This window comes from Pseudomonas monteilii, assembly GCA_001534745.1.
Lineage (GTDB): Bacteria > Pseudomonadota > Gammaproteobacteria > Pseudomonadales > Pseudomonadaceae > Aquipseudomonas > Aquipseudomonas alabamensis.
Map to the genome: position 1 here is coordinate 2,387,753 of CP013997.1, position 25,867 is coordinate 2,413,619.

At 65.9% G+C, this 25,867-nt stretch carries 23 protein-coding genes and 1 pseudogene; 12 read left to right on the forward strand and 12 right to left on the reverse strand.

Going from position 1 to position 25,867, the window contains the following annotated elements:
* The first annotated feature begins 298 nt into the window (after positions 1-298).
* Positions 299-1,225 (forward strand): LysR family transcriptional regulator, encoded by a 927-nt coding sequence (locus APT63_10220; protein AMA45970.1) that lies wholly within the window; start codon positions 299-301, stop codon positions 1,223-1,225.
* 29 nt (positions 1,226-1,254) lie between these two features.
* Here the strand turns inward: APT63_10220 and APT63_10225 are convergent, their stop codons facing one another.
* From APT63_10225 to APT63_10245, 5 genes are all read right to left on the reverse strand, one after another.
* Complete coding sequence (locus tag APT63_10225; protein AMA45971.1) at positions 1,255-2,427, reverse strand: acetylornithine deacetylase; 1,173 nt, start codon at positions 2,425-2,427, stop codon at positions 1,255-1,257.
* Positions 2,420-3,097 carry a fimbrial assembly protein FimA gene (locus APT63_10230; protein AMA45972.1) on the reverse strand — a complete coding sequence of 226 codons (678 nt, stop codon included), beginning with the start codon at positions 3,095-3,097 and terminating at the stop codon, positions 2,420-2,422. The genes APT63_10225 and APT63_10230 overlap by 8 nt, the downstream gene beginning before the upstream one ends.
* Before the next feature lie 29 nt (positions 3,098-3,126).
* Positions 3,127-3,549, reverse strand: coding sequence for an enamine deaminase RidA (locus APT63_10235; GenBank protein ID AMA45973.1), 423 nt, complete (start codon positions 3,547-3,549; stop codon positions 3,127-3,129).
* Positions 3,550-3,562: 13 nt separating this feature from the next.
* Positions 3,563-4,894, reverse strand: a complete 1,332-nt coding sequence (locus tag APT63_10240) for an FAD-dependent oxidoreductase (GenBank protein ID AMA45974.1) — start codon at positions 4,892-4,894, stop codon at positions 3,563-3,565.
* Between the two features lie 697 nt (positions 4,895-5,591).
* Complete coding sequence (locus tag APT63_10245) at positions 5,592-6,491, reverse strand: homocysteine methyltransferase (protein ID AMA45975.1); 900 nt, start codon at positions 6,489-6,491, stop codon at positions 5,592-5,594.
* A gap of 103 nt (positions 6,492-6,594) precedes the next feature.
* Between APT63_10245 and APT63_10250 the strand changes: the two genes are divergently transcribed.
* The 4 genes from APT63_10250 to APT63_10265 all read left to right on the forward strand — a co-directional run bounded on the left by APT63_10250 (position 6,595) and on the right by APT63_10265 (position 11,853).
* Positions 6,595-7,416 carry an amino acid ABC transporter substrate-binding protein gene (locus APT63_10250; protein ID AMA45976.1) on the forward strand — a complete coding sequence of 274 codons (822 nt, stop codon included), beginning with the start codon at positions 6,595-6,597 and terminating at the stop codon, positions 7,414-7,416.
* The gene (locus tag APT63_10255) at positions 7,413-8,225 is read left to right on the forward strand and encodes an amino acid ABC transporter permease (protein AMA45977.1); all 813 of its coding nucleotides are present in this window, start codon (positions 7,413-7,415) and stop codon (positions 8,223-8,225) included. The genes APT63_10250 and APT63_10255 overlap by 4 nt, the downstream gene beginning before the upstream one ends.
* A 516-nt stretch (positions 8,226-8,741) precedes the next feature.
* The gene (locus APT63_10260) at positions 8,742-10,382 is read left to right on the forward strand and encodes a chemotaxis protein (GenBank protein ID AMA45978.1); all 1,641 of its coding nucleotides are present in this window, start codon (positions 8,742-8,744) and stop codon (positions 10,380-10,382) included.
* Between the two features lie 118 nt (positions 10,383-10,500).
* On the forward strand, positions 10,501-11,853 hold the full coding sequence (locus APT63_10265) for a hypothetical protein (protein AMA45979.1): 1,353 nt from the start codon (positions 10,501-10,503) through the stop codon (positions 11,851-11,853).
* Between the two features lie 343 nt (positions 11,854-12,196).
* Here APT63_10265 and APT63_10270 read toward each other — a convergent pair whose 3' ends face one another.
* Together APT63_10270 and APT63_10275 are read right to left on the reverse strand one after the other, a co-directional pair.
* Positions 12,197-13,222 carry an NAD(P)H-quinone oxidoreductase gene (locus APT63_10270; protein ID AMA45980.1) on the reverse strand — a complete coding sequence of 342 codons (1,026 nt, stop codon included), beginning with the start codon at positions 13,220-13,222 and terminating at the stop codon, positions 12,197-12,199.
* 94 nt (positions 13,223-13,316) lie between these two features.
* On the reverse strand, positions 13,317-14,243 hold the full coding sequence (locus APT63_10275; protein ID AMA45981.1) for a transporter: 927 nt from the start codon (positions 14,241-14,243) through the stop codon (positions 13,317-13,319).
* Between the two features lie 281 nt (positions 14,244-14,524).
* On the opposite strand from APT63_10275, the gene APT63_10280 reads away from it, so the two are divergent.
* Complete coding sequence (locus APT63_10280; GenBank protein ID AMA45982.1) at positions 14,525-15,115, forward strand: hypothetical protein; 591 nt, start codon at positions 14,525-14,527, stop codon at positions 15,113-15,115.
* On the opposite strand, the gene APT63_10285 is transcribed toward APT63_10280, so the two are convergent.
* Positions 15,112-15,639, reverse strand: coding sequence for a beta-carotene hydroxylase (locus APT63_10285; GenBank protein ID AMA45983.1), 528 nt, complete (start codon positions 15,637-15,639; stop codon positions 15,112-15,114). The two genes, APT63_10280 and APT63_10285, sit on opposite strands and share 4 nt — an antisense overlap.
* Before the next feature lie 387 nt (positions 15,640-16,026).
* On the opposite strand from APT63_10285, the gene APT63_10290 reads away from it, so the two are divergent.
* Positions 16,027-16,737, forward strand: a complete 711-nt coding sequence (locus APT63_10290) for a hypothetical protein (GenBank protein ID AMA45984.1) — start codon at positions 16,027-16,029, stop codon at positions 16,735-16,737.
* Positions 16,738-16,740: 3 nt separating this feature from the next.
* Here APT63_10290 and APT63_10295 read toward each other — a convergent pair whose 3' ends face one another.
* The 3 genes and pseudogenes from APT63_10295 to APT63_10305 all read right to left on the reverse strand — a co-directional run bounded on the left by APT63_10295 (position 16,741) and on the right by APT63_10305 (position 19,371).
* Positions 16,741-18,303 carry a diguanylate cyclase gene (locus APT63_10295; protein ID AMA45985.1) on the reverse strand — a complete coding sequence of 521 codons (1,563 nt, stop codon included), beginning with the start codon at positions 18,301-18,303 and terminating at the stop codon, positions 16,741-16,743.
* 21 nt (positions 18,304-18,324) lie between these two features.
* Positions 18,325-19,124, reverse strand: a pseudogene (locus APT63_10300) (exodeoxyribonuclease III).
* Between the two features lie 4 nt (positions 19,125-19,128).
* On the reverse strand, positions 19,129-19,371 hold the full coding sequence (locus tag APT63_10305) for a hypothetical protein (protein AMA45986.1): 243 nt from the start codon (positions 19,369-19,371) through the stop codon (positions 19,129-19,131).
* A gap of 166 nt (positions 19,372-19,537) precedes the next feature.
* On the opposite strand from APT63_10305, the gene APT63_10310 reads away from it, so the two are divergent.
* Positions 19,538-19,804, forward strand: coding sequence for a hypothetical protein (locus APT63_10310; protein ID AMA45987.1), 267 nt, complete (start codon positions 19,538-19,540; stop codon positions 19,802-19,804).
* A 278-nt stretch (positions 19,805-20,082) separates the two neighbouring features.
* Here APT63_10310 and APT63_10315 read toward each other — a convergent pair whose 3' ends face one another.
* Positions 20,083-21,099 carry a cointegrate resolution protein T gene (locus APT63_10315; GenBank protein ID AMA45988.1) on the reverse strand — a complete coding sequence of 339 codons (1,017 nt, stop codon included), beginning with the start codon at positions 21,097-21,099 and terminating at the stop codon, positions 20,083-20,085.
* A gap of 463 nt (positions 21,100-21,562) precedes the next feature.
* Here APT63_10315 and APT63_10320 point away from each other — a divergent pair, with 463 nt between their 5' ends.
* The 4 genes from APT63_10320 (at position 21,563) to APT63_10335 (ending at position 25,867) form a co-directional block, all read left to right on the forward strand.
* Entirely contained in the window at positions 21,563-22,741 is a 1,179-nt protein-coding gene (locus APT63_10320) for a monooxygenase (GenBank protein ID AMA45989.1), read from the forward strand.
* A gap of 12 nt (positions 22,742-22,753) precedes the next feature.
* A complete protein-coding gene (locus tag APT63_10325; GenBank protein ID AMA45990.1) occupies positions 22,754-23,878 on the forward strand; it encodes a Fis family transcriptional regulator in 1,125 nt (374 codons plus the stop codon).
* 163 nt (positions 23,879-24,041) lie between these two features.
* Positions 24,042-25,037, forward strand: a complete 996-nt coding sequence (locus APT63_10330; GenBank protein AMA45991.1) for a sulfonate ABC transporter substrate-binding protein — start codon at positions 24,042-24,044, stop codon at positions 25,035-25,037.
* Positions 25,034-25,867, forward strand: coding sequence for an ABC transporter permease (locus APT63_10335; protein AMA45992.1), 834 nt, complete (start codon positions 25,034-25,036; stop codon positions 25,865-25,867). Before APT63_10330 ends, APT63_10335 begins: the two co-directional genes overlap by 4 nt.

Genomic DNA, 25,867 nt, shown 5'->3' on the forward strand with positions numbered 1-25,867 from the left:
AGTTGCAGCTGGAGGTGTGAAGCGCCTGACCCGCGCGGTGGCCAGGGAATGCATTGTTATTGTGATGACGCCCCTCGGACCGGGCGCGACGGGTCTTGTCGACCCATGGGCGTCCATGACCATGAAACGATGGTGCGCCAGCGCCGCGCGAAGGAAAACGATTAAAAATGTTCTTCGGTCTTATGAAAAAACTGGGCAAGGCGCCTGCAGCGCTGCGCCAGGCTGCGGTACTGTGCATGCTCCATTCCCTGTGAGTCGGCCGGGTCGAGATCCCTGCCCTCGAACGCGAGGTTCCTGCGTGGCGTCCTACACCCTGCGACAACTGCGGTACTTCGTGACCACCGTCGAGGCCGGCAGCGTGGCAGAAGCCTCACGGCAGCTGTACATCGCCCAGCCGTCCATCTCCAGCGCGGTCAAGAGCCTGGAAGAGAACTTCGGCGTCCAGCTGTTCATCCGCCATCACGCCCAGGGCGTCTCGCTGACGCCGAGCGGCAAGCGCTTCTACCACAAGGCCCAGGCCCTGCTGCGCATGTCCCGTGAGTTCGAGCAGAATGCCCTGGCCGACAACGACGTGGTGGCCGGGCAGATCGACATCGGCTGCTTCGAAACCGTGGCTCCGCTGTACCTGCCGCAGCTGATCGCCGAGTTCCGCGTGCGGTACCCCGGTGTCGACATCCGCCTGCGCGACGGTGATCAGCAGGAGCTGGTGCAGGGGCTGACGGCGGGCGCGTTCGATGTGGTGTTCCTGTACGAACACGAGCTGGACAGCACCATCGAGACCGAGCCCTTGATGCCGCCGCAGAAACCCTACGTGCTGCTTCCGGCCGACCACCGCTATGCCGGGCAGGCGCAGGTGTCGCTGCGTGACCTGGTCAGGGAGCCGATGATTCTGCTCGACGTGCTGCCCAGCCGGACCTACTTCGTCAGCCTGTTCCACGAGCTGGGCCTGACCCCGAACATCGTCTTCGGCTCGCCGTCGATCGAGATGGTGCGGGGCATGGTCGGGCAAGGGTTCGGCTTTTCGCTGCTGGTGACGCGCCCCCACTCGAGCGTGACCTACGATGGCAAACGGGTGGTGACCCTCGACATCGCCGAGCCGGTGACGCGCTCCGGGCTGGTCAGCGCGCGCCTGCGCAAGGGCCAGCTGACCAAGCCCGCGCAACTGTTCGTGGACTTCTGCCGCGAGCGGCTGACGGCCTTGAGCCAAGTGCCTAGCGGTGGCTGAGGGCCATCGGACCTACTCCCCGGGCAGGCTCAGCCGCGGAGGTAGTCGGCCAGACGGCGTAGCAAGGCGTCACACCGGTCCAGCTGCTCGCAGGTGATGAACTCGTCGGGCTTGTGGCCCTGCGCCATGCTGCCCGGGCCGCACACCACCGTGGGAATGCCGGCCTGGGCGAACAGCCCGCCTTCGGTCCCGAAGGCCACGGTGCCGAACGCCTCCGACCCGCACAGGTGCGCCAGCAGGCGGGCCGCCTCGCTGTCCGGCGGTGTGAGCAGGCCCGGGTACGCGCTCAGGGGCTGCAGCTCGATGGCGGTCGTGGCATCCACTGCGTGCATGCGCGGCAGCAGGTCGGTGTCGGCATAGGTCTGCAGCTGCTGGACGACCTGCAGCGGGTCGAGATCGGGCAAGGCACGGATCTCGAAGTCGAAAGCGCAGTCGGCCGGCACGATGTTCAATGCCTGCCCTCCCCGGATCACGCCGGTCTGCACCGTGGAGAACGGCGGGTCGAAACGTGGGTCGTGCCGTTCGGGGCGGGCCAGGGTCTGCCCCAGTTCGCCCAGATGGCCGATCAGTCGAGCGGCATATTCGATGGCATTGACGCCCTGGGGCGCGTAGGCCGAATGGCAGGCGGCGCCCTTGACCTGGCAACGCATGGCCAGCTTGCCCTTGTGGCCCAGCACCGGCTCGAGTTCGGTGGGCTCACCGATCAGGCACAGGCTGGGCGGGCGGGGGCGTCGTTGCAACGCCTCGAGCATCGAGCGTACGCCCAGACAGCCCACCTCCTCGTCGTAGGAAAAGGCCAGGTGCACCGGCACCCGCAGCGGACGCGCCAGAAACGTCGGGACCGCTGCCAGCACGCAGGCGATGAAACCCTTCATGTCGGCGGTGCCCCGGCCGTACAGGCGCCCCTGGCGTTCCGCCACGGTGAACGGGTCCGTGGTCCAGGCCTGGCCGTCGACGGGCACCACATCGGTGTGCCCTGAAAGCACCACGCCGCCGCCCCGATCGGGGCCGAGGGTGGCGAACAGGTTGGCCTTGCGGCGCGCCTCGTCGTAGATCAGTTCGCAAGGCACGCCATGGCGCTCCAGGTACGTGCGGATGAAGGCGATCAGGGCGAGGTTGGAGTCGCGGCTGACGGTGGGGAAACCGACCAGATGCGCCAGCAGCTCGCGGCTGGAAGAGCCAGGCCAGGTCGGTTCATTCATCGCCCGGTACCCCGTAGCGCGGGGCGGCGGTCGGGTCCAGGGCGCGGGTCAGGTAGTCCTGCATCTGGGGTCGGTAGGCCTGCCACAGCGTGTCGAGCTGGCCGATCGGGTCCTCGTCCGCCCAGTCCACGCGCAGGTCGATGATGGGCCAGACCAGGTCGCCGATCACCTGCAAGGCTGCCGAATGCACAGGCCCGGCTTCACCGCCTGCGGCCATGGCAGCGTGCAGGGCCGCCAGCAGCCGGTCGGCCAGCGGGCCGGCGGCGCTTTCGAACGCCTCGGTCATGGCGTCGATCACGCACGGATGGGCCAGCAGGTTGCCCGCGGCCGCGCACTGCTCGCCGGCCACGGCATGGTGCGTGCCCAGCGCCTGGTCACCGCTGAACAGCGCTACCTGACCGTTGTGGTCGATGACCGTGACCTGGCGGTACTGGCGCCAGCCGGTGGCCTGTAGGGCCTGATCGAGCGCTGCCGTGGGCGCGAGGTTGCCCTGCTCCAGCAGGTCGAGGATCTGTGGCCCCAGGGCCGGCAAGGTGACGTTCTGGGTCGCCACCGCGCCGACCCCGGCCCGCAGCCAGGGGCAGCGTGCGCCGACGGCGATGCTGGACGAGCTGATGGCGATGCCGAACTGCCCGGTGTCGGCGCAGCGGCCGATGATGGAAAAGGTCATGGAGAACTCCTCGTCAAGGCGCCAGGGCGTCAGGCCCGTGGGTCATCGGGAATGACGGCGATCACGTCGATCTCCATCAGCCACTGCGGTTGTGCCAGGCCCGAGACCACCAGCCCGGTCGAGATCGGGAACACGCCCCGCAGCCATTTGCCCACCACCTGGTACACCGGTTCGCGGTAGCGCGGGTCGGTGATGTAGGTGGTGGTCTTGACGATATGGGACAGGTCGCTGCCCGCCTCCTCCAGCAGTTGCTTGACGTTCTTCATCGCCTGCTCGGTCTGCGCGGCAGGGTCGCCCAGGCCGACCAGCCGGCCCTCGAAGTCGGTGCCGACCTGGCCGCGCACGTACACGGTATTGCCGGCACGCACGGCCTGGCACAGGTCGTTGTCCAGGGTCTGGTTGGGGTAGGTCGCCTTGGTGTTGAACATCCGGATGCGGGTATGGGTAGGCATCTGCTGCGTCCTGTCAGAGGGAGGTCAGGGGCTGGGGGGTGGCGGTGCGGGTCGACGGTTCGCCTGGGCTCGTCACCTCGCGCTGGCGTGTGCCCTGGGCCTGATAGGCCTGGTAGGTGCGTTGCGTGGCGATATGCCCGGCCACGTGCTTGGCGTCGTGCCACACGCCCCAGATGAACGCCGATCCACGACGCGACAGCCACGGCAGGCCGAGGAAGTACACGCCCGGCTCACTGGAGACGCCGCGCTGGTGCCGAGGTTTGCCGTTGTCGTGGAAGGCGTCCGCCTGCAGCCAGCGATAATCGGCGGCGTAGCCCGTCGCCCAGATGATCGACGTGACCCCGGCCTCGGCCAGGTTCAGGTGCAGGATCGGGTCGCTGACGCAGGCAGGTTCCGGTTGCCGGACACGCGCCTGCGGATCCTCGGGCAGCGTCAGGCCGTTGCGTTCGATGTAGGCGTCGGCGGCATCGAGCAAGGCGAAATAATTGGCATCGCCAGCGGCGAGGTTGGCGGCCAGGTCCGGCTGGAAGGTCACGGTGTCGCCGTCGAATGCCTGGGTCAGCCCGACCAGGGTGATGCCCTGGTGGGCCAGCTCGCGAAAATCGATGGTACTGCCCCCGCGTGCCCCGCTCACGGCAATGGTGACGTGCTCGCGGCCTTGCTTGACGGTCTCGGCATCCCACTCGCCGAGCACGCCCAGCCACCAGCAGAAGTCACGTCCGCGGTAGGCGCGCGGTGGCCGGTCATGGGCGCCGACCGACAGGTAGACCACGCGACCGGCGCGTTGCAGTTCGTCGGCGATCTGCACGCCGGAGGACCCCGCCCCCACCACCAGCACCGCGCCGGCTGGCAGTTGCGCGGGGTTGCGGTAGGCGGCGGAATGGATCTGGTGCAGGCCCGTGCCGCTCGGTGCGATGGGCGGAATGACCGGCGTCTGGAACGGCCCGGTGGCGACCACCACGCGGTCGGCCTGCAGGGTGCCGTCGGACGTGTCGACGGTGAAGCCGGGACGCCCGACGTTGCGCACCACGCGGGTCACCTCCACGCCGGTGCGGATCGGCGCTTCGAACTGCTTGGCATAGGTTTCCAGGTAGGCGGCGACCTGGTCCTTGGAGGCGAAGGCATCCGGGTCCAGGTCGAAGGCCAGGCCGGGGAAGCGGTCGTGCCAGGCCGGTCCGTTGGCCACCAGCGAATCCCAGCGCCCGGTGCGCCAGGCTTCGGCGATGCGGGCACGCTCCAGGATCAGGTGCGGCACACCCAGGCCGCTCAGGTGCTCGCTCACCGCAATGCCGGCCTGGCCTGCACCGATGACGAGGGTGTCGATGTGGGAGGGAAGTTCGGGCATGTCGGCATCCTTCGAGCGTCGAATGGAGGACAGGTCGGCCAGGGCGTCGCTGTCGGGGTACGCCCGCTGTCAGCAGGTCCGGGCGTCGTGAACGGGCTCGGAAAAGGCGCGGGGCTGGGGTCCATTCTGTGCAGTGAGGTGGCGAGGCGAAACGAGGATTTTTGTGGTGGTTGATGAGGAAAATGTTGCTGGTGGGGTTGCGCGGGTATGCATGGCTGCGCAAGCCGCCCGTGTGTGCGGGCTTGCCGGCTCATGCCGCCCCATGGCCGACAGCTCGAACGCTGGCCTGTCAGCGCTGCGGTGGATGAACAAGCCCTATCGCTGGCAAGCCAGCTCCCACAGGTGCCTCTTTCAAGCAGGTAATCGCACGATGGCAAAGCCGCCTGTGTGGGAGCCGCCTGTGGGAGCGGGCTTGCCCGCGATAGCGGTGGTAACGCCGATCCATAGCCGACAGGCCGAACGCTGGCCTGTCAGCCCTGAAGTGGATGAACAGGCCCTATCGCTGGCAAGCCAGCTCTCACAGGTGCCCCTTTCAAGCAGGCAATCGCACGATGGCAAAGCCGCCTGTATGGGAGCGGGCTTGCCCGCGATAGCGTCCGGTCCGTCACCGCCTGCATCGCGGGCAAGCCCGCTCCAACACAAGGTTGCGTCGGCCCGTCGGACTACAAGGCCCAGGCGCCGCTACACCCGCTGCGACCTAGCGCAACCCGTGGCTCAACTGCGCGATGTGCTCCGGCCCGATCCCGCAGCACCCGCCGATCACGCTGGCGCCCTGGGCACGCCAGGCTTGTGCCCAGGTGAGGTACCCCGGTGGGTCCAGGTCTTCGCGCAGTTCGTCCAGGCCGTCGTTGGCCTTCGCTTCCTTGGGCTGGGGCGGGAAGGCGTTGGCGTAGGCCCCCAGGGCGATGTCGGCGTTCAGCCGTTCGATCACCGCACGTGCCGCGTCGACCGCCCCACCGATGACCTCCGGCTGGCTGCAGTTGAACAGCACCGTCTCAACACCCAGCGCGGCCACGGCCTCGACCGCCTCGGCTACCGGTTGACCGGAACGCAGGCGCGGGGTGTCGTCGGTGTCTTCGTCCTGGAGGGTGAACGAGACCCAGCGAGGCTTGCCATCCTCGGGCAGATGGCCGTGGATGGCGCGCACTTCCTCGACGGCGCTCTGGGTTTCCAGCAACCACAGGTCCACATGCGGCGACAGGCCCTCGACCAGCGGCGTCACCACTTCGGCGACGCGCGCCGGCTCGAACAGGTCCGGGCGGTACGAGCCGAACAAGGGCGGCAGCGATCCGGCGACCTGCACCGCGTGCACGCTGGCATCGGCCGCCGTGCGCGCCAGACGCCCTGCCGTGTCCGCCAGTTGCTGGCCTTCCTGGGCAAAACGCGCCTCACCGATGTGAAACGGCACCACGGCATAGCTGTTGCTGGTGATCACCCGTGCACCGGCTTCGATATAGGACGTATGCACGCCCACCACCGCGTCTGGTGCTTCGGTCAGGGCCAGGGCCGACCATTCGGGTTGCCGAAATGGCGCACCGCTGCGCTGCAGTTCACGGCCCATGCCACCGTCGAGAATGACCATCGCTCGCTGTTTCATATAACTACTCTGAAGGTGCTTATGAATAAAATTCACTAGGTACAGTGCGTTTATAACTATTAAATAGCCAAATTCATTTTTAGCCAAACTTTCAGGTGGTTACATGCGTCTTTCTTCCTTGCTGAGCACTGGGCTCGTTCTGTTCGCCGTCGCCTCGCAGGCCCATGCGGGCGCGACCCTCGACCGGGTCGAGTCGCGCAAGGAAATGGTCAACGTGCTGATGGAAAGCTACCCGCCCTTCTCGTTCCTGAACGACCAGAACCAACTCGACGGGTTTGACGTCGACGTGGCCAAGGCCGTGGCCGAGAAACTGGGTGTGAAGCTGCGCCTGGAAACGCCGTCCTGGGACGTCATCGCGGCGGGTCGCTGGAGCGGCCGCTACGATGTGTGCATCTGCTCGATGACCCCGAGCAAGGCACGCGCCGAGGTCTTTGACTTCCCGGTGCAATACTACGCTTCGCCCGCGGTGATCGTGGTCAACGCCCAGGATGACCGCATCCACTCGGCCAAGGACCTGAACGGCCGCAAGGTCGGCCTGACCAGCGCGTCGAGCTACGAAAGCTACCTGAACAAGAACCTGGTGATCGAAGGCGCCGAGGACACCCAGCTCGAGTATCCGTTCGACGTCGTGCAGGCCGCCCCCTACGACACCGACAACGTGGCCTTCCAGGACCTGGGCCTGGGTGCAGGCGTGCGGTTGGACGCGGTGCTCACCAACCTGGTGACCGCGCAGCCGCGCCTGAACCAGGACAAACGCTTCAAGCTCGCGGGCGCTCCGCTGTATGAGGAGCCCAACTCGGTAGCCATCGAGAAAGGCGACCCCGAGTGGGATGCCAAGCTGCGTGAGGTGTTCGCCGCGCTCAAGGCCGACGGCACCCTGGCGGCGCTGTCGCAGAAATGGATCGGCGCCGACATCAGCAAATGAGTGTACCTCCCTCCTCCAAGCCCGCCGCACGTGCGGCGCGGCTGTTCGGTTTTCGTGCACGGCTGTGCCTGACCTGGTTGGCGCTGTTCGCGGTGTTCGTGATGTTCTTCCTGAGCTTCGACCTGAAGTTCTCGATCATCCTGGAGAAATTCCCCAACCTGGCCGGCCTGCGCCTGGGGCCCAACGGCTTCTTGCAAGGTGCGGCGCTGACCGTGTTCCTGTGCCTGTGCTCGATCGCCGCTTCGGTGCTGCTGGGTTTTGCCGTGGCCTTGGCGCGATTGTCGCGCAGTGCGGTACTGGTGGGCGTGGCCAGCTTCTACACCTCGTTCTTCCGGGGTACGCCGCTGCTGATCCAGATCCTGCTGATCTACCTGGGCCTGCCGCAGATCGGCGTGGTGCCGGGGGCGATCAGCGCGGGGATTCTCGCCTTGTCGCTCAATTACGGCGCCTATCTGAGCGAGATCTTCCGTGCCGGCATCCTCGGCGTGGCCCAGGGGCAACGCGAGGCCGCCCTGGCCCTGGGCCTGCGACCGGCGCAGATCTTCTGCCATGTGACCCTGCCCCAGGCCATGCGGGTGATCATCCCGCCGACCGCCAACCAGTTCATCTCGATGCTCAAGGACTCGTCGCTGATCTCGGTGATGGGGGTCTGGGAGGTCATGTTCCTGGCCCAGTCCTACGGGCGCTCGAGCTACCGTTACCTGGAGATGCTGACGACAGCGGCGGTCATCTACTGGGTGCTGTCGATGGCCATGGAGCTGCTGCAGGCGCGGTTGGAACGGTATTATGGCAGGGCTTATCAGCGGTGAGCGGGTGCCATTGCAAGAAGCTTGCGCGATATCGAGGCAAGTTTGTCTGAAAGATAAGCGTTGTTGGCTCTGTGGCCCCTGCGGGGCCAATCGCGACACAGGGGTCGCTCCTACAGGAACCGCGATGGTCTGCAACGCCGTGGCTCCCACACAGATCGCCGTACTCTGCCTCATCGCGGTGTGGCTAAGGGTGTAGGAGCGGCCCCTGTGCCGCGATTGGCCCCGCAGGGGCCATGAAACCAGCGACGCCTTCGTATCAGAAAAGCCTGCTTTGATAGCGCTTTGCTCAACCTACTGCACACGCCTCCAGAGTAAACCGCCGCTTTTCAGATCCAGGTCCTGCCTTTCCCACGCACCTCCTCCATCCTCTTTCTCCACATAGCCTCCCCCTATCGTCACAGTGCGAAGGATCAATTCGCACGCGGCATGGTCAGTACGTACTATCGCTTTGCCATTATCTGGCTTTATGCCACTTCTCGGCCCGGCACCTTCACACGTCCTTCAGGTTTTCCAGGCATGAACAGATCACTCCCCCTCGCCACCCGTATCGGCCTTGGCTTCGCCGCCATCGTCTCGCTGCTCGTTCTGGTCACGGCTGTCGGTATCCAACGGGTCGGGTTCATCGATTCGACGCTGGAGCATGTCAGTGAAAACGCGGCCAAGATCCAGCGCTACGCGATCAACTTCCGCGGCAGCGTGCACAACCGGGCCATCGCCATCCGCGATGCCGTGCTGGTCGACAACGATCGCGACCTGGCCCGCCACCTGAACGAAATGACCACCCTGGAAAATGCGTACACCGAATCTGCCGGCCCCATGGACCAGCTGTTCGCGGCGCGCGGTGTGTCGGCCCAGGAGCAGCAACTGCTGCAAGCGATCAAGGCGATCGAGGCACGTACCCTCGCCTCGTCCAAGGCCGTGCTCGACCTGCGCCGCGCCGGCGACATCGCCGGTGCCCAGGCCCTGCTGCTGCGCGAGACCTCGGCCGACTACAGCGAGTGGCTCGACCGTGTGAATGCGCTGATCGACCACGAAGAAGCGTCCATCAAGCAACAGCTGGCCGACGTGCAGTCCACCGCCAGCCAGTTCCGCGGGCTCATGCTCGGGGCGACCGGTGTGGCACTGATTCTCAGCGTTCTGCTGGCCATGGTGATCATGCGCTTCGTCCGCGCGACGTTGGGCGCCGAACCGACCGACGTTGGCCAGGCCATCGAGCGGCTGGCGGCGGGCGATCTGTGCCAACCACTGGCCACGCGCTACCCCAACAGCGTCATGGGCGTGCTCAAGACCGCTCAGGAGCGTCTGGCCGACACCATCGCCCAGGTCCGCCTCGCGGCCCAGGAAGTCAACCGCTCCTCCGGCCAGCTGTCGCAGACCTCCAGCGCCAACAACGAGCAGATCGGCCTGCAGACCCGCGAGACCGAGCAGGTTGCCACCGCCATCGCGCAGATGGCCGCCACGGTCAGCGAAGTCTCCGGCTACGCGGCCCAGGCCGCCGAAGCGACGCGCCAGGCGGACCAGGAAGTCGAACAGGGCAACCGTCTGGTGGCGGGCACCACCACGGCCATCGAGCAACTGGCCACGACCCTGGCCGACACCACCGAGACCGTCGAGCAGGTCTCGCGCCAGGGCGAACGGATCGAAACGGTGATCGACGTGATCAACTCGATCGCCTCGCAGACCAACCTGCTGGCCCTGAACGCGGCGATCGAGGCGGCCCGTGCCGGTGAGCATGGTCGTGGGTTTGCCGTGGTGGCCGACGAGGTGCGCTCGCTGGCCAACCGTACGCAGCAGTCGACCGAAGAGATTCGCGAGATGATCAGCGCCCTGCAAAGCGGTACCGAGACCGCCAGCCGGACGATGCGAAACAGCTGCGAGCTGGCGGACTCGACCGTCACCCAGACCCGCGACGCCCAGCAGGCCTTGGCGCGCATCAGCCAGGAGGTGGGCGCGCTGAACGCGATGAACGCACAGATCGCCAGCGCGGCCGTGCAGCAGAGCGCGGTGGCCGAGGACGTGGCGCAGAACCTCAACCGGATCCATGGCTCGACGGTGCAGTCGGCCAGCGGCTCGCTGCAGGTGGCGTCCGCCAGTCAAGAATTGACCGAACTGGCCGATCGACTGACTGAAAAAGTCGCGATGTTCAAGGTTCGGTAGGCACAGGACCGACGTCCTGGCCCGGAGTACGCCCCGGGCCAGGCGCCGGCCGGTACGCGCTGGCCTGAGCGCATTGCAGTAGAATAGCCAGTCGACGCACAGCGTAATGGGACGGTGAATGAGCGCCAACGACCCTCTGGGTTACTACCAACTGCTCGGGTTGCAACCGGGTGCCACACCGCAAGACATCAAGAACGCTTACCGCCGACAGGCCATGGCCCTGCACCCGGACCGCAATCCGGGTCAGGACACCACACCGCAGTTCCAGACCCTCAACGACGCCTTCGCGACCTTGTCCGACCCGGTCACCCGCGCCGCCTACGATGCGCGCGCCCGGCAGCAACCGCCTCCCAAGGCGTCGCGCACGGCCAAGGTCGAGCCTGAGCCGGTGCGCTGCTCGCGCTGCGCCAAGGTCTCGGCGCAGCCGCGTGTGGTGGTGCTGCGTTCGGTCAGGAGCTTTCTGCTGCTGACGATGCGCAAGCCGATCGCGGGCATTTTCTGCAGCGACTGTGCCCGGCGTCTGGCGCTCAAGGCCTCGGCCACCACCTGGCTGCTGGGTTGGTGGGCGGTGCCCTGGGGGCCGATGTACTCGCTGCAGGCCCTGTTCGAGAACATGCTCGGTGGCGATCAGCCGGCGCTGGACAACACCCGGCTGCTGGCCTATCAGGCCAACTACTTCCACACCAAGGGCCGGCACGACATCGCCTACGCCGTGGCCAGCGAGGCACTGAAGTTCTGTGCGAAGATCCGGCCGACGTCGCGTCAGACCGGGTTGATGCACGAGCGCGACGACCTGCGGATCCGGCTCAAGACCTTTCTCGACGCCTTGCAGCCTGCGGCCCCGGCAGCGCCGCTGAAGAACAGCTGGCGGATCCTCAACCCGCTGTTCCCGCTCCATGCCGCGGCCATGGGCCTGGGGATCGCTGCCCTCAGCTTCGTCCTGGCCACGACGGTGTTCGACACGCCCAAGGCCGTGCCTGACGCGAGCGATCGGTATTCCGTACAGGTGCCGGCCGTCGCGCCTCAGCCGTCGCTCAGCCTGCCTGCGCAACCGGCCTACACCATGCCCCAGCGCGCCCCGAACGGTCAGCCCTGGCCACAAGGCGCCGGCTACCTCAAGGGTGAAGCGCAGACGCGCACGGCCGGGTATTGCCAGGTCACCATCGACAACCGCGCCAACGATGCGGACATGCTGGTCAAACTGGTGTCGCTGGCCGGCGACACACCGCGCACGGCCCGGCAGATCTACGTACCGGCCCATGGCACGTTCACCATGAAGAACGTGCAGCCGGGTCAGTACGATGTGCGGTACCAGGACCTGCGCAACGGCCAACGCTCGCGCTCGCAGGCGCTGACACTGACCGAGAAGAAGACCGAACGCGGCATCGAGTACAGCACCTTGACCCTGACGTTGAGCCGGGTCAAAGGAGGCAACGTGCCGGTGTTCCACTTGCCCAAGAATGAGTTTTGAGCAAGGCGGGTCGTTCGTGAGACCTTGATTGGGTTGTAGTACTGACCGGTGGAAATACTCTCGTCCGTATGGGGCTTGCCGGCGACGGAGCGGACGCCATATCGCTGCTCTCACAGAATGGCGCGAACAGTGTGGGAGCAACTGTCTTTTCTACTCGGTACGTGCCCGGCCGCATGCGGCGCCTGGCAGGGCCTTATCGCTGGCAAGCCAGCTCCCACCCAGACCTCTGCAGCCATCAATATAGGCATCACTGCGCAAGCAGCTTGTGGGAGCGGGCTTGCCCGCGATGGCGTCGGCCCACTCACCACCGGTAGCTCGCCTCAGCGCGGTACCTTATTGCTCATCAGGCTTTTTCGTGGCCTCCATCGTCCTTGATCACCTCGAGCACGATCTTGCCGATGTGCGAGCCCTCCTCCATGCGCGCATGGGCCTGGCTCGCTTCGCTCAAGGCGAACACCTGGTCGATGAGGGGGCGGCACTGCCCCTGCGCCAGCAGCGGCCAGACATGGGTTTCCAGGCTCTGGGCGATGGCGGCCTTCTCCTCGGCGCTGCGCGAGCGCATCATCGAGCCGGTCACATGGGCCTGTTTGTCGAGCAGCTTCATCAGCTTGAACCCGTCGATCGTACCGCCGCCCAGGGTGCCGATGATCACCAGCCGGCCACGCCGCGCCAGGGCTGCCACGTTACGCTCGAAGTAGCTGCCACCCATGATGTCGAGAATCGCATCCACGCCCTTGTCCTGGGTCGCCTTGGCGATGGCGTCGGCGAAATCCACCTCGTGGTAGTTGATGGCCTCGGCGCCCAGCGCGCGGATACGCTCGCACTTGGCCTCGCTGCCGGCCGTGGCGAACGCTTTGACCCCGAGTGCGGCGCAGAGCATCAGCGCCGTGGTGCCGATGCCGCTGGTACCGCCGTGCACCAGCACGGTCTCGCCCTCGCGGGCCTGGCCCAGCTGGAACAGATTGGCCCAGACGGTGAAGAAGGTCTCCGGGATCGCCGCGGCCTCGATCATGTTCACACCGGCCGGCACCGGCAGCACCTGGGTCTCGACGACCGTGCAGTATTCGGCGTAACCGCCGCCATTGGTCAGCGCGCAGACCGTGTCGCCGACCTTGAACCGCGTGGCGTCCGGCCCGACGGCGACCACTTCACCGGCCACTTCCAACCCAGGCGCCGGGCTCATGCCAGGCTTCATCGGGTAGGCACCGGCACGTTGCAGCACGTCCGGGCGATTGATGCCAGCGGCGTGCACGCGGATCAGTACTTCGTTCGCCTGCGGTGCCGGCGTATCGGCCTCGGTCAGCGTGAGCACTTCCGGCCCGCCTGGGTGATCGATCTCGACGCGGCGCATGCGCTCGGGATAGGACATGAGGGATCTCCTGGCTATGAAAGGACGTGCAGTGGACCGGTCGCGCGCGGCAGGCGTTCCGCCCGTGAAGCCGCCACCGGCCTTGCACGGGCCCTCACATCACGTAGAACGCGGCGGCCATGACCGCAGGCAGCGCCAGTGCGGCAAGCAGGGTCTGCCCGGCGGTGATCCCGGCCATCAGGGGCGCATCGCCGCCCAGCTGGCGCGCCATGATGTAGGCCGAGGATGCCGTGGGCAGCGCCTGGAACACCAGCGCGGCCATCGCCGCATCGCCTTGGAGCCCGAACAGCCGGCAGAGCACGACGGTGACCAGGGGCATCAGCAGGAACTTGAAGCCGGACGACACGGCGATCGGCGCCAGCCACTGGCTGACATTGGACAGGTTCAAGGCAGCGCCGATGCACAGCAGGCCCACGGGCAAGGAAGCCTGCCCCAGTGCCTTGAGCGCCGGTTCCAGGCCGGGTGGCAAGGGAGCCTCGAAGAGCCGGAACGCACCGCCCAGCGCGCAGGCAAGCAGCAGCGGGTTCACCATCATCTGCTTGAGCACGCCACGCCAGTGGGTTCGCCCGCCCGCGCCATAGCGGGCGAACACCAGCACGCAGAGGATGTTCACCGTCGGCACGATGGCGGCATTGGCCACCGCGGCCAGGGCGATGCCATGGGCCCCGAACAGACCGGCGGCGGCCGACACACCGACATAGTTGTTGAAACGCACGCCGCCCTGGAAGACGGAGGTGAAGCCTGGATCGTCGAAGGGCAACCATCGGCGCGCTGCCCACAACACCGCTGCGACCAGCGTGGTGGCGACCACCAGCACGCCCATCAGACGCCCGATCGGCACCCCGTCCAGCCGCGCCGTGGCCAGGCCATGGAAGAGCAAGGTCGGCAACAGCACGTAGTAGCCGAGCCTTTCCGCCTGGGGCCAGAAGGCGTCGGCGATCCAGCCACTGCGGCGCAGCACGACGCCCAGGGCGATCAGCAGAGCGACCGGGACCAGCGCCAGGATCAGCACACCGGTCATGGAAACGGCCTGGCCGGCACGAATCGGCTTCGTCGTGCAGGACACAGGCGGGTACCGCGCAGGAAAACGGTTGGTGTGAAGTCAGGCATGGCAGGCTCGTGCATCGGGAAAGTGCCCACGATACCTTGACGCTGTCGCCGCGAACACCGGCGTCACGCAGAGACTGAACGTGTCCGTGTGGCAGGACGGCTTTGCATGGCTCCACGCAAGCGACACGGGTTTACAAGCACGGACAGGCTACGGATGATGGCGACCCGCTTTCAATGACCCGGCCTGCCCTCATGCAACTGTTCATCAGCTCCACGTCCCCTTTCGCACGTCTCGTACGGATCCTGCTGCAGGAGAAGCAGCTTGCGCATGAAACGGTCCTGGTCGATCCGTGGTCGCCGCCGCCGGCCCTGCGGGAGGCCAATCCTGCCTGCAAGGTGCCGGTGCTGATCGACCAGGGGGTCGCCATCAGTCACAGCCTGATGATCGTGCAGTACCTGGAGTCTGCCTACCCTGAGCGCGCCCTGCCGCCGGTCTCGGCCACCGAGACGGCCCAGACCGCCATGGCTTTCGTGGCCCTGGAAGCGTTCGCCTCCCTCATCATCGGCCGACGCTCGCGGGCGGATTTCGATGAGTCGCCCGTAGGCGTGCGGCGACGCGAGGGATTGGCCGAGGCCCTGCGCCGGCTCGAGGCGCAACCACCCGCGTCCTTCGAAGGCGGCACGCCCAGCCTGCTGCAGACCCTGGTCGTGGTGCTGCTCGAGGCGGTGCGGTTTCGGTTCGATGACGCGCCCTGGGTGCCGGCGGTGCCCAGGCTCACGGCGCTGTGTACCGCGCTCGGGCAGCGCCCGTCCTTTCAGGACACGCGTCCCTACCTGGCCTAGCGCTCGTGCAGGGCGCCGCCCGCCAGGGGCCGATATCCTGGCACCGAAGAGGTCGCCTGCGCAGCACGGCGCTGCGCTCTGAGCTGACGCCGTAGAACCGCCAGGGGCGGCGCATAGAAGAAGCCGAACGACACACCCTTGCCGTGCACCGGACCGCGGTGGTGCAGCCGGTGCGCCAGGTGCAGTCGGCGTACATAACCACTCAGGGGCACGCGACGGCGCGGCCAATGCCGGTGGAATAGCCCATCATGGAAGATCACATAGAGCACGCCATATCCCGCCACGCCCAGGCCGACCCATTGCCACGCAGGATGACCTGACCGGCCCAGCAGCATCAGGCCACTGGCGATCAATGCCAGGGCCAGCAGGTACAGGTCATTGGGCTCGAGCATGCCCAAATGTGGGCGGTGATGGGAGCGATGCAGCCACCAGCCCCAGCCGTGCATGACGTACTTGTGGGCCAAGGTACCGACGCCCTCCATGGCCACGAGGGTGCTCAGCAGCACGGCAAGGTTGAACAGCATGGACGGTCCGTGAATGAACGACGAAAGCGTCAAGGGTAGCATTGCCGGTTTGACCTGTGCCTTCGGATCACGGTAAATCTTTGTCATGTTTCACGGCTTGACCGGCTTTCACACCTGCCTTTATTGTCCGCGCCGTTTCGAACCGAGCCACAAGGAGCCTGTATTGGACAGTTACCCCAGTCGCGTGCGACAGGTCCAGACAGCGAGCTAGCCCTGCCTCTTCCCACCCCGTGCCTGCACTGGACGGTGGTGTCGTCGGCTGGCCTGGCCGACGTTTGCCCACACCCCTCTCATACCGGAGAGCGGCACCTGACCTCTCGCGCGTTTTCAACGATCGCATCGTCACCGACGGTGCCTGCGCGGGCTCGCCCGCACGTGAGGTCTATCATGGAATGGAAGTTTTTTCTGCTGCGCGTCGGCGCGGCCCTGGTTCTGGGGGCGCTGATCGGCGCCGAACGTCAACTGCGCCAACGGCTGACCGGTTTGCGCACCAATGCGCTGGTCAGCACGGGTGCCTGTCTGTTCGTCCTGACCACCCAGGCCGTACCGGGGATGGCGCCCAGTGATGCCTCGCGTATCGCCGCCTACGTGGTGTCCGGCATCGGTTTTCTCGGCGGTGGCGTGATCATGCGCGATGGCCTCAACGTCCGTGGCCTGAACACGGCCGCCACGCTGTGGTGCACGGCGGCCGTTGGCGTGCTGTGCAGCCTGGGCCTGCTGATCGAGGCGTTGCTGGGCAGCCTGGTGGTGCTGTGCGCCAACATCCTTTTGCGGGAACTGGCACAGCGCCTGGACCGTCAGGACGTGCTCGCCGCCAACGAAGAAGAACAGCGCTTCGACCTGCGCGTGGTGTGCCGCCGGGGCGAAGACATTCACGTGCGCAGCCTCATGCTGCAAGGGTTGAACGATCCACGCCTGCGTTTGCAGGCCCTGCACAGTGAAGCCTTGTCGGACCCCGCCTGCACCGAGGTGCGCGCCGAGCTCGCCGGCAGCCCCTTGGCACCGGCTCAGCTCGAATCGCTGATAGGCCGGCTTGGCCTGGAGCCAGGCGTCAGCGCCGTGAAATGGCAGTTGCGCACCTCGACGAGCAGTGATTGAGCCCTACAGGGCATCCGCGATCCAGTAGCGGTCCCGGCCCTGGTGCTTGGCCTGATAAAGCGCCTGGTCGGCCGCGCCGGTCAAGGCTTCTGGCGACGGCACCACGTGCCCAGGCAGCACCACGGCAATGCCGGCACTGAGCGTGACGCGACCCAGGGGGCTGGCCGCGTGCGCCAGGTCGAGGTCACGGACCCTTTGCAGCACTTCATTGACGAGGGTTTCGGCACCGGCCTGGTCGGTGTCGGGCAGCAGTAGCGTAAACTCCTCCCCCCCATAGCGCACGGCCAGGTCGGCGGGTCGTTTCAACGCCGCACGCAGGACGTCGCCTACCCGCTGCAGGCAGGCGTCACCGGCCTGATGACCGTAGTGGTCGTTGTAGAGCTTGAAGTAATCCAGGTCGAGCATCACCGCAGCGATGGGGTAGCCCTGGCGCTGGGCGCGCTTGACCTCATGGGCCAGCTCGTTGTCCAGCTGCCGGCGATTGCCCAGCCCGGTCAGGCCGTCGGACAGCGCCAGGTTTTCCAGGGCCTTGTTGGCCTGCTGCAAGGCGTTTTCGAGCACCAGACGTTCGCGCAACTGACGCAGCACCACCCAGCCGAAGGCCGAAAGCCCGGACACCAGCAACAGCAGCACGATGGCGGTCTTGATCACATCGTGTCGCCATGGGGCCATGATCGTATCGCGCGACAGCCCCGCTTCCACCAACAACGGGTAACTGCTCAGTGCCTTGTAGGCATACAGCCGCCAGGTACCATCGACCACGGCCTGGGCCTGGGTGACGCCTTCGTCGGCGTAGGGCAGGTGGTTGCGGAAGATCTCGCTGTCGACCAGGCTGCGACCGACCTGGCTGGCGATGAAGGGTCGACGCACCAGAATCGTACCGTCGCGCTTGGCCAGCACCAGGGCCCCACGCTCGTCGATCTCGAAGGCGCCGTAATAGCGTACGAACCAATCCACCTTGATGGTGCCGAGTATCACCCCGGCGAAATGCCCGTCGGCATACTCCAGGCGCCGTGAGATGGGAATGATCAGGTCGCCCGTGGAGCGGCTCCTGACCACCGAGCCGATCTGCACGCCACGGTCACGGTGGTTGCGGTGATAGCTGAAATAGGCCCGGTCGGCATTGTTGGCGTCCTGGGGAATCACATCCTTGTCCGTCACCAGCCAACGCCCCTGGGCGTCGTACACGAACAAGCCATGCAGCTGCGGCATGATCCGCGCCTGTTGATAGAGCGCGGCATGCAGGCGCTTGCGGTCGAGCTTGTCCAGCCCGTCGCCTTCGATGCGTTCGGCCAGCGCCGCCGTGACCACATCCACCTGGCGGATCGCATCGTCAGCGTGCTGCGCCGTGGCCCGTGCCAGGTTGGACACGGTCACTTCGGCATTTTCGAAGGCATGCCGGTAATCGCGCCAGATACGCCAGCCTTCGACCGCGACGAAGGTGAGCAGCACCATGGCCATGAAGCTCAGCGTCAAACGAAACAATGCGGCCGACCGCACCGGGTCCGACAGCAAGGTGTCGATATCGTCCGGTGGCGGGGTGTCCGATGGTCGACGGGTCGTCATGATCCACCTTGAATCGCGCACCTAGACCAGGCGACGCTTGCGGGTGCCTAGCTCGATCCAGGCGGGCGCGTGGTCACTGGGATGATCTTCGTTGCGCACCCAGGCATCGACCCCGGCCTGCTTCAGATACGGCGCAGCGGCGCCGTTGAGCAGCAGGTGATCGATGCGCAGGCCGGCGTTGCGCTTCCAGTGATTGCGAAAGTAGTCCCAGAACGTGTAGAGCCGCTCCTGCGGATACTGCTGGCGCAGTGCATCGACCCAACCCTGCTCGAGCAACGTGCGATACCGCTCACGTGACGCGGCTGCAGCAAGGCGTCCTTGCGCCAGGAAGCGGCGTCATAGATGTCTTCATCCGTGGGCACCACATTGAAATCACCGGCCAGCACCACGGGATGCTCGCTGTCATACAACGTCTGAGCATGGCGGTTCAGGCAGTCGAACCAGGCCAGCTTGTAGTCGAACTTCGGCCCCGGCTGCGGATTGCCGTTGGGCAGGTAAAGGCAACCGACCACCACGCCCTGCACGGCCGCCTCCAGGTAACGGCTCTGCGTGTCGTCTTCCATGCCAGGCAGGCCACGCCGGATCTCCAGCGGCTCGCTCCCGCGCCCCAGGATCGCCACGCCATTCCAGGCCGCCTGGCCGTGGTGCAGGCAGCCATAGCCAGCGTTTTCCAACGCCTCGCGTGGAAAGGCGCTATCCGCTGCCTTGAGCTCCTGCAGGCACACGATGTCCGGCTGCTCACGGGCAAGCCAGGCGCACAGCGCCTCCAGACGAGGGCGAATGCCGTTGACGTTGAAGGTGGCGATCTTGAGGGCTTTCATGGAGTCAGGCGTCCGGATCGTCGACGTGCGCCTGCACCGCACGCTCGAGTGCATGGCCGTGTGCCGCGTCGGCCAAAGCCTTGAAGGTCAGCCAGTCGTCCCAATCGATGATGCCGTCGTCACGCAAGGCCTCGGCCGTGCGAATCAGTTCATGGTGATAGGCGTCGGGGGATTCGTCCCGGTAACTGACATCGTCGTACTGGGCGTACCAGGCCGCCAGTTCGGGAATCGTGCGTTCGATGCTCATGCAGCGCCTCCTGTACAGATCCATCTGTGTTTTCTGAGCCTGCGTGTCTGACGATCGTTCAACGGGATTGCCCGAGAAGCTTCCTGTGTGGAAAAAAATGAAAACTTTGGCGCCCAGGTGGGTTCAACCCTAGGTGACTTTCATACTCATCGACACGAGGTAACTTATGAGCAATGACGCACTGCAGGCCGAACTTCTCACCCGCTTGCTGCACGCCCATCCGCAGGGCCTGGGCAAGGAAATCCTCGACAACTACCGTGGCGAAAAAGCCGTCGCGGGCATGCTCAAGACGATGCAGGACCAGGGCCTGATCCATGCGGGCAGTGTCAGCGTCGACGACCACGAGATCAGCGTGAGCTACCCGATCAAGCTGTCGTCGTCGGGCGTGGAAGCCGCGAAGAGTGCCGAAGCCAAGACCCAGCTCGACACCTGATGCCGGGACAGGGCGTGCCACCCTTGCGGTGCACGCCCTATCGAGGTCAGGCCTTCTTCTCGTGATCACGGGGTGGAATGGCCGGGCCTTCCGGATCCGTCTGAGGATCCTCTAGATCCGGGGAATCCGGATCGAAACCCAGGTCACTGCCTTTGTCCGCGTCTTCCGAAGAATGTGGCCCCTTGTTGTGGCCAGTGGAAGGATGGTTCGAGTGATTGGACATGTGCGTTCTCCTGTGAAGGTCTATAGAAGAAAACCCCACGGCCAGGAAGTTTGATTTATCTGCCCTGCTCACTGGATGCCTGCTGCGTCGCTGCGCTGGCCGCCAGGCGTGCCTCGAGGGCGTCAATGCATGCCTGCTGCTGCGTCACCTGCTGCTCGAGTTGCTCGAGCGTCTTGTCCTGCTGGCGCGCCTCGGTCTGTAGCGCCATGACCTGAGCCTGAGCCGCTTCCAACTGTCGACGCAGCTCATCGATGCTGCCCTGCCCTTGGGCCAACTGCTGGGCCAGGCCTTGCAGCTGGGCCTCCTTGCGCTCGACCTCGTCCCGCAGCCGACCTCGTTCCTTCGCCCCCTGCCGGGCATCTGCCAGCAGGCGCTCGTTGTCCCGGTGCAGGCGCGTCAACTCGTCCTGCTTGACGACCTGCGCCTGCTGCAATTGACGCACCTCCATCTGCAGCTGCTGCACCTGAGCCTCGTGACGGCGCTGTTCCTGTTCGCGCTGCTCACGGGTGGCGGCCCGGTAATGCTCCAGGGCATCACGGGCGTGCTGGTGCTTGTCCTCGAGCGACCGCACCTGCTCGGCCTTGTCAGCCAGACGCACTTGCCCTTCACCCAACGCCTGATTGAGACCGGCGTTGCGGGTCTGCTCGGTCTGCAGCGCCCGGGTGACGGTGTCGAGCTCCTCCGCCTGGGTAGCCAGAGCTTCTGCCTGGACGGCTACCTGCTGCTCGGCCGCTGCCTGGGCCAGGCGCGCGGTCTCGAGATCAGCCTCCAGCGCTGCCTGGCGCGCCTCGAAGTCCAAATGAGCGGCACGTACGTGAGCGTCTGCCTCCTGCATGAGCTGGGTCGACAGGTCCTGTACGAGCCTGCCCAGGCGGTCGCCCAGATGACCGTGCACATCGTTCAAGTCAGGAGCTTGCGCTTCCAGTTCTTTCAGGTAGCGGTGGATGGTGGTCTTCGACCCTGTATTACCCATTTCGATACGTACCGCGTCGATGCTGGGATGCTCGCCGCGGTCGAGCAGCGCCTGCCGCGCCTGCGCCACGACTGCCTTGTTGATGCCGCCTCTGGCCATGATGCTTCCTACGATTTCATACTGTGGTACGTATTATGTATTTACGTACTAAAATGGCAATTGAATTTTTTAAATTTAGGTATCAATTCAGGAAGGATAATCACGGCTTATCGCATCTTAGTGCCAATTTTGGTTGGCTAAAGGCGTCCTCCAGTACGGTTCACACGTACTGGAGAAAGGGAAATGATCCAGGAGGGGGGTTGAACAAGAAGCGCTCAGCGAGCCGGGCCACATATTCACTAAAGGAATATAAAAATTCTTATTAATTCTTTTTTGAATGCACTGCGGTTCTTTTATTGTTGCCTCCCCGACAGTGTTGAAGCAGCCACAGTGCGCCCAGCAACACTTCACGTACCGTCAGCCCGGGCCACCCTCCCTGAACGGCGACGACAAGGACGCTGGCACAGGTCTTGCCACCTGGCAGGACCGTCCTGCTTCAGGACCTCTTCAAAAGGATTCGACCATGGGCACCTTGTCGACCCACCCTGCGCTCCTGACCGCCCGCCAATTGGCGTCCGACTTCGCCCGCACGGCCGCCGAACGCGACCAGGCCGGCGGTACCCCCCTGGCCGAGCGCAATGCACTGCGCGACAGTGGCCTGTTGGCCCTGAGCATCCCTGCCCGTTTCGGCGGCCAGGGCGCCCGCTGGCAGGACACCTTTGCGGTGGTCCGCGAATTCGCCAGGATCGACAGCTCGCTAGCGCACGTCTTCGGCTTTCACCACCTGATGCTGGCCACCGTGCGCCTGTTCTCCAGGCCCGAGCAATGGCATCCCTGGTTCGAGCAGACGGCGCGGCAGAACTGGTTCTGGGGCAACGCCCTGAACCCGCTGGACACCCGCACGGTGATGAAGACGTTCGAGGGATGGCGCGAGTTTTCCGGGCGCAAGAGCTTCTGCTCCGGTGCTTCGGACTCGGAGATGCTGATCGCCTCGGCGGTGGACGAACAGGCCGGCGGCAAGCTGGTCATCGCGGCCATCCCCACTGGGCGCACCGGCATCACCCTGCACGATGACTGGGACAACCTGGGCCAGCGCCAGACCGACAGCGGCAGCGCGACCTTCGAGCGGGTGCGGATCGAAGAGTCCGAGCTCTTGCTCGACCCCGGTCCACTGAGCACGCCGTTCGCCTGTCTGCGGCCACTGATCGCACAACTGCACTTCGCCAACCTGTTCCTGGGCATCAGCGAAGGCGCGTTCGAGCAGGCCCGCCAGTACACCCTCAAGGAGAGCCGCCCATGGTTCACCTCCCAGGCCCGGCATGCCAGCGAAGACCCGTACGTCCTGCGCCATTACGGCGAATTCTGGGCCGCGCTGGAGGGCGTGCGGGCGCTGGTCGAGCGCGCCGTGCTGCAACTCGATGCCGCCTGGGACAAAGGCGCCGACCTGGGCAGCGAAGAACGTGCGCAGCTGGCGGTGAGCATCGCCAGCGCCAAGGTCGCCGCCAGCCGTACCGGGCTGGACCTGTGCAGCCGATTGTTCGAGGTGACCGGCGCACGCGCCACCCATGCCGCCCTGCGCCTGGACCGCTTCTGGCGCAACCTGCGCACCCAGACCTTGCACGACCCGCTGGACTACAAGCTGCACGAGCTGGGCGAGTGGGCCTTGAACGGCAGACGCCCGATTCCGACTTTCTATTCCTGAGCGAGAGCCCGCATGCAACTGTTGACCCTGCCCCCGTCCCCTGCCCTGGCCACCTCGATCCGCGCCACCGCGCAGGTGTTCGAGGACCCCAAGTCCAAGACGCTGCTGGCCCACATCCAGCAGATTGCGCCGAGCGAAGCGAGCGTGCTGATCATCGGCGAGACCGGCACGGGCAAGGAACTGGTCGCCCGACACTTGCACAACTTGAGCAGGCGTCGCAACGGCCCGTTCATCGCGGTCAATTGCGGCGCGTTCGCCGAGTCGCTGGTGGAGGCCGAGCTGTTCGGGCACGAGAAAGGCGCCTTCACCGGCGCCCTGGGCGCCAAGGCCGGCTGGTTCGAGGAGGCCAATGGCGGCACGTTATTCCTGGATGAGATCGGCGACCTGCCGATGGCCATTCAGGTCAAGCTGCTGCGCGTCCTGCAGGAGCGCGAGGTGGTGCGCCTGGGGTCACGCAAGAGCGTGCCGATCGACGTGCGGGTGCTGGCGGCCACCAACGTGCACCTGGAAAAGGCCATCAATGCCGGGCATTTTCGCGAGGACCTCTACTACCGCCTCAACGTGGTGACCCTGCACCTGCACGGCCTGCGTGAGCGCCCCGGCGACATCCTGCCGCTGAGTCGACACTTCATCCGCACCTACACCGACCGGCTGGGCTACGGGCCTGTGGAGCTGACCGCCGAGGCGCAGGCCAAGCTGGTGCGCTACAGCTGGCCGGGCAACATCCGCGAACTGGAGAACGTCATTCATCACAGCCTGCTGACCTGCTGCGAAGGCCGCATACAGGCCGAGGACCTGCGCCTGTCCAACCTGCGCCTGGAGCGCCAGGACACGGCCGACGTCGGGCGCCGGTCGGACACCGGCGATGCCGTGGACGAACTGCTGCAGCGGGCGTTTCGTCGGCTGTACGAAGAACAACCCGGTGACCTGCATGACAAGGTCGAGACAGCGCTGCTGCGCTCGGCCTACCACTTCTGCCACTACAACCAGGTGCACACCGCGCAACTGCTCGGGCTGTCGCGCAACGTGACCCGCACTCGCCTGATCGCCATCGGCGAACTGGTGGTCAACAAGCGCCGGGACTTGGGCACCGCAGTGGAAACCCGCGACAACCGGGTCATGCAGCTATCCATCTGAAGTGCGCGCTGTCGCCTGGGCAACACTGCAGCGGCAAGGTGTTGCCTGGCGCACAGTTCGCCCGCCATCGATCCAGCGTGACGCCAGACGATACGCCCCTCGAGACGCTGGCATGGGGCCTGCAATGGCCCTCAGTGCCCCTTCCACCACTGGACTTGCCACGATGCGTTCGACCACCCTGACCACCCCCCGGCTTCCTCGCCTGCTCCTGTCCGCGATCCGCGTCGCGGCGATAGGGCTGGCCTTCAGCGCCGCCGCCCAGGCCGACACCGCACCGGACGAAGTGCGCCTGGATTACGCGTACTACTCGCCCGTGAGCCTGGTGCTCAAGCACTTCGGCTGGCTCGAAAAGGCCTTGCCCGATGCCAAGGTGACCTGGGTGTTCAGCCAAGGCAGTAACCGCTCGTTGGAATACCTCAACAGCGGCGGCGCGGACTTCGCGTCCTCGGCCAGCCTGTCGGCGGTGCTGGCCCGCGCCAATGGCAGCCCGATCAAATCGGTGTATGTCTACAGCCGCGCCGAATGGACCGCGCTGGTGGTGGCCAAGGACTCGCCCCTGCAGCGGGTCGAAGACCTCAAGGGCAAGAAGATCGCCGCCACCAAAGGCACCGACCCCTACCTCTTCACCTTGCGCGCCTTGGCCGAGGCGGGTGTGCAGAAGACGGACGTCGAGCTGTTGCACCTGCAGCACCCGGACGGGCGCACGGCCCTGGAAAAAGGCGATATCGATGCCTGGGCCGGGCTCGACCCGCACATGGCGGCCAGCCAGCTGCAGGCCGGTTCGCGCCTGCTCTACCGCAACAAGGACTTCAACAGCTACGGGGTGATCAGCGTCACCGACGCTTTCGCCAAGGCGCACCCGCAGACGGTCACCACCGTGATCAAGGCCTATGAAAAAGCCCGTCACTGGGCGCTCAAACACCCGGACGCTTTCGCTGCCCTGCTGGCCGAGGAATCCAAGCTGCCGCTGGACGTCGCGGCGCTGCAACTCTCACGCACGGACCTGTCGTCGCCCCAGCTCAGCGATGCCGACATCGCCGCCTCCAAGGCCGCCGCGCCGATTCTGGTCTCCGAAGCCCTGGTGCGGCGCGGTACGAATGTCGAGCAGGTCATCGACCAGTTGATCGACCCACGCTTCGGCAAGGCGGCCCTCGAATGAAAGCGCGTCCAGTCCAGGCCGTGGTCGCCCATTCCGCTCGCCCGAGCGGCGCAACCAAATCCTGGCGACAGCGGGCCAAAGGGCTGGCGTTGCCGCTGGCGATCCTGGTGACCCTGGAGAGCCTGGTGCGTCTGGGCTGGATCCCGGCCTACCAGATGCCCGCGCCCAGCGAGGTGGCCCACACCTTGATCGAACTGGCCGACGGCGCGCTGTGGTCACACATCGCCGCGAGCCTGTCGAGGGTGCTGGCAGGCTTCGTCATCGGCGCCTTGCTGGGGCTGCTGTTCGCCGCCGGCGTCGGCCTGAGCCGCGAAGCCGAAGCCTGGCTCGAACCGACGTTCGCCAGCCTGCGGGCGATCCCGAGCCTGGCCTGGGTGCCGCTGCTCTTGCTGTGGCTGGGCATTGGCGAGACGTCCAAGGTCACGCTGATCGCCTTGGGCGCCTTCTTCCCGGTGTACCTCAACGGTGTGGCAGCCATCCGCAACATCGACCGTCGCCTGGTCGAGGTCGGGCGCATGTACGGCTTCGGGCCGCTGCGACTGGCCCGGCGCATCCTGTTGCCGGCGGCGCTGCCGGGCGTGCTCACCGGATTGCGCAGCGCCTTGAGCCTGAGCTGGATGTTCCTGGTGGCGGCCGAACTGATCGCCGCGACCCGTGGGCTGGGCTACCTGCTCAGCGACGGCCGCGAAACCTCGCGCCCGGACCTGGTGCTGGCGGCCATTCTGGTCCTGGCGCTATTGGGCAAACTGAGCGACGGCCTGCTGGCCGCGCTGGAAACGCGCTGGCTGGCCTGGCGCGACACCTTCGACGGCCAGGGGCCGGGAGCCTGA

Bases quoted from the DNA above. Each gene is read 5' to 3' on its own strand.
- APT63_10225 (AMA45971.1), bottom strand. From the start codon at position 2,427: ATGAATGAACCGACCTGGCCTGGCTCTTCCAGCCGCGAGCTGCTGGCG.
- APT63_10230 (AMA45972.1), bottom strand. From the start codon at position 3,097: ATGACCTTTTCCATCATCGGCCGCTGCGCCGACACCGGGCAGTTCGGC.
- APT63_10235 (AMA45973.1), bottom strand. From the start codon at position 3,549: ATGCCTACCCATACCCGCATCCGGATGTTCAACACCAAGGCGACCTAC.
- APT63_10240 (AMA45974.1), bottom strand. From the start codon at position 4,894: ATGCCCGAACTTCCCTCCCACATCGACACCCTCGTCATCGGTGCAGGC.
- APT63_10245 (AMA45975.1), bottom strand. From the start codon at position 6,491: ATGAAACAGCGAGCGATGGTCATTCTCGACGGTGGCATGGGCCGTGAA.
- APT63_10250 (AMA45976.1), top strand. From the start codon at position 6,595: ATGCGTCTTTCTTCCTTGCTGAGCACTGGGCTCGTTCTGTTCGCCGTC.
- APT63_10255 (AMA45977.1), top strand. From the start codon at position 7,413: ATGAGTGTACCTCCCTCCTCCAAGCCCGCCGCACGTGCGGCGCGGCTG.
- APT63_10260 (AMA45978.1), top strand. From the start codon at position 8,742: ATGAACAGATCACTCCCCCTCGCCACCCGTATCGGCCTTGGCTTCGCC.
- APT63_10265 (AMA45979.1), top strand. From the start codon at position 10,501: ATGAGCGCCAACGACCCTCTGGGTTACTACCAACTGCTCGGGTTGCAA.
- APT63_10270 (AMA45980.1), bottom strand. From the start codon at position 13,222: ATGTCCTATCCCGAGCGCATGCGCCGCGTCGAGATCGATCACCCAGGC.
- APT63_10275 (AMA45981.1), bottom strand. From the start codon at position 14,243: ATGACCGGTGTGCTGATCCTGGCGCTGGTCCCGGTCGCTCTGCTGATC.
- APT63_10280 (AMA45982.1), top strand. From the start codon at position 14,525: ATGCAACTGTTCATCAGCTCCACGTCCCCTTTCGCACGTCTCGTACGG.
- APT63_10285 (AMA45983.1), bottom strand. From the start codon at position 15,639: ATGCTGTTCAACCTTGCCGTGCTGCTGAGCACCCTCGTGGCCATGGAG.
- APT63_10290 (AMA45984.1), top strand. From the start codon at position 16,027: ATGGAATGGAAGTTTTTTCTGCTGCGCGTCGGCGCGGCCCTGGTTCTG.
- APT63_10295 (AMA45985.1), bottom strand. From the start codon at position 18,303: ATGACGACCCGTCGACCATCGGACACCCCGCCACCGGACGATATCGAC.
- APT63_10305 (AMA45986.1), bottom strand. From the start codon at position 19,371: ATGAGCATCGAACGCACGATTCCCGAACTGGCGGCCTGGTACGCCCAG.
- APT63_10310 (AMA45987.1), top strand. From the start codon at position 19,538: ATGAGCAATGACGCACTGCAGGCCGAACTTCTCACCCGCTTGCTGCAC.
- APT63_10315 (AMA45988.1), bottom strand. From the start codon at position 21,099: ATGGCCAGAGGCGGCATCAACAAGGCAGTCGTGGCGCAGGCGCGGCAG.
- APT63_10320 (AMA45989.1), top strand. From the start codon at position 21,563: ATGGGCACCTTGTCGACCCACCCTGCGCTCCTGACCGCCCGCCAATTG.
- APT63_10325 (AMA45990.1), top strand. From the start codon at position 22,754: ATGCAACTGTTGACCCTGCCCCCGTCCCCTGCCCTGGCCACCTCGATC.
- APT63_10330 (AMA45991.1), top strand. From the start codon at position 24,042: ATGCGTTCGACCACCCTGACCACCCCCCGGCTTCCTCGCCTGCTCCTG.
- APT63_10335 (AMA45992.1), top strand. From the start codon at position 25,034: ATGAAAGCGCGTCCAGTCCAGGCCGTGGTCGCCCATTCCGCTCGCCCG.